Source organism: Synechococcus sp. OH2, assembly GCF_047462155.1.
GTDB lineage: Bacteria > Cyanobacteriota > Cyanobacteriia > Thermostichales > Thermostichaceae > Thermostichus.
On sequence record NZ_JANSIR010000014.1, the window covers coordinates 1,422 to 3,719 of the forward strand.

The following is a 2,298-nucleotide window of genomic DNA, read 5'->3' on the forward strand; positions in this document are numbered from 1 at the left end:
GGCCTGCAACTGGCCAATATCCACCTGCCCGAAGGCCTCTTCCAAAAAGCCCTGCTCCCGCCCAAAGTCGTATTCCAGCCGGGATCCCTGGATGCGCTGCTGATCCAACTCGATGGAAACGTTGCCCTCGGCCACCGCTCGCCGCTGTTGCAGCTCGATGCGCAAGCGATCTGCCCGCAGCACAGAGCGGCCCAGACGCATCTCCACGTTGCCCTCGGCCAGGAAAACCTGCGCCCGCTGGTCGAAGGTTTGGCGATCCGAGCGCAGCCGTAACGTGCGCTCCGCAAGGGCGTCAGTCGTATCCCCCGGCGGAGCAGCTGCCACCCGGCTTTTCTGGGCTGAGGCAGGAGCAGCCGTTGCCAGACCAAACACCCCCAAGCAAAGCCAGAGCCACCAAAACCCTTTCATATTCCCCTAAACCTGGCACAAAACTTCAGCCCAAGCCCCTAGGCTGGCTCAGCCCGTTGTCGGCGGGGGAGGGTTGAGGGCGCGGTTGAGCTTGCCGCTGCGGTAGCCCTCCAAATCGAGACTGACGTAGAGATAACCAAAAGATTGCAGGGCCTTGACCAGCGCTGCCAGATCGGTTTTTTGCACAAATTCCACGATTTGATGAGGGGGCAGTTCGATGCGGGCAGTATCTTTCTCGGAGCGCACGCGCACCTGCTCCCAGCCCAAGCTGCGCAGATAGCGCTCTGCCGCCCCCACTCGACGCAGCTTCTCGGCGGTGATTGCCTCGCCATAGGGAAAGCGGGAGCTGAGGCAGGGCTGGGCCGGTTTATTCCACCAGGGCAGACCCAGGTGGCGAGACAGTTGCCGCACCTCCAGCTTGCTCATCCCCACCTCTGCCAAGGGAGAACGCACGCCGCGCTCTCGGGCCGCCTGCGATCCCGGTCGATAGTCGGCCAGATCGTCGGCGTTAAGGCCATCTGCCACGTGGTCGTATCCCTGAGTTTTAGCCACCTGGCGCAGGGTGTCGTGCAAGTGGCTTTTGCAGAAGTAGCAGCGGTTGGCGGGGTTGGCGGCGTAGCGAGGATCCTGCAACTCGTGAGTCTCGACGATCTGGTGGCGAATGCCGATGTATTGGGCTTGCCGGATGGCCTCCTCCAGATCTTCAGGCAACAGCGCCGGGGAAGCGGCGGTGACGGCCAGGGCCTGCTCCCCCACCTGATCCCAGGCCAGTTTGGCCACCAGGCTGCTATCGACCCCGCCTGAGTAGGCCACCAAGACCCGCCCCATCTCGGCGAAGATTTGGACAAGCTGGTGGAACTTGCGTTGCAGGACGGGATCCAGCTCCGGCAAGGAGTCGGCAGGGGCAAGCGGGGCAGTTGGGTCTGGGGCTATGTTCATATGGCCGGCAGATGCGGTGAGATTTGGGGCAAGGGGGAAAACAGCGAGGACTCCGTCCAAGCGGAGAAGAACCAGTTGTGAGCGGGATTCCCTCTCCCATTGTTTCCCAGAGTCTCCTGCCTTTCCAAAGCTTCCCCAAAGATGAGGTGCGGAATCTCTCAGCGAAGGATATCCCGCTGCCCAGTTTCGATATTAGGTACCTAAGCCAATTGCTATGAGCTACGGGAGAGACCTGAGATACCTGTTACCCTCAACGATATCATTCGCAATAACTTCGAGGAAGAACTTCTAAAATTTTTTGAAATTGCCCTCTCTCAAAAGAATTGGCAAATTCTTGAGGCCCACCGAACTCTTCTTAGAGCCTGCTACAGAGACCCAGAACTTTGTTCGGAGATAAATGCCAGAAAAGAGAAGGAGGTGGCTGAAAAGTGGATAAAGAGGTATAATAATGGCTACGAAAATAGAATTTCGAAATGAGTATTGAAGTCTACAAAGACAATCGCTGGCGTGATTGTCAGTACCGTTATCAGCGCTCGGATTCCCAAACTTACGGCAGCACACCGTAAGTGGCTGGATCAACTTCACAAGCAAGTATTACCTGAATGTCTTCTTCTAGACCCATACAGCCAGAAAAAACTCAGGATTTTTAGCTGAGGCTAGCTAAACGAGCGTCAACTGTGATCGGTTACTTTTGAGTCTGTACCTCACTCCCTTAACGCAGTAGTTCTCTGCAAACTCTGATGCTACAGTCCACTGACTGCCGATTTTTCCCTGCTGATTTCGCCGCCTCGGAGTAGTCGCCGCACCTATTTTTCTAAGCAGTTTAAGATTTCTGAAGCTTCTCTTACAGAGAGGTACTGGGTAGACAGAGCAGACACTGCTTCAGAATCGAAACTAGATTTGGGTACAGCCTGTTAATTTAAAATAGGGTACAGGTTTTAAGAGGAAGGA

At 56.0% G+C, this 2,298-nt stretch carries 2 protein-coding genes; both read right to left on the minus strand.

Going from position 1 to position 2,298, the window contains the following annotated elements:
- A partial coding sequence (locus NW835_RS01255) for an LptA/OstA family protein (RefSeq protein WP_414414308.1) occupies positions 1–408 on the minus strand: 408 nt, incomplete at its 3' end.
- A 48-nt stretch (positions 409–456) separates the two neighbouring features.
- A complete protein-coding gene (larE, locus tag NW835_RS01260) occupies positions 457–1,347 on the minus strand; it encodes an ATP-dependent sacrificial sulfur transferase LarE (RefSeq protein ID WP_414414309.1) in 891 nt (296 codons plus the stop codon).
- Positions 1,348–2,298: the final 951 nt, after the last annotated feature.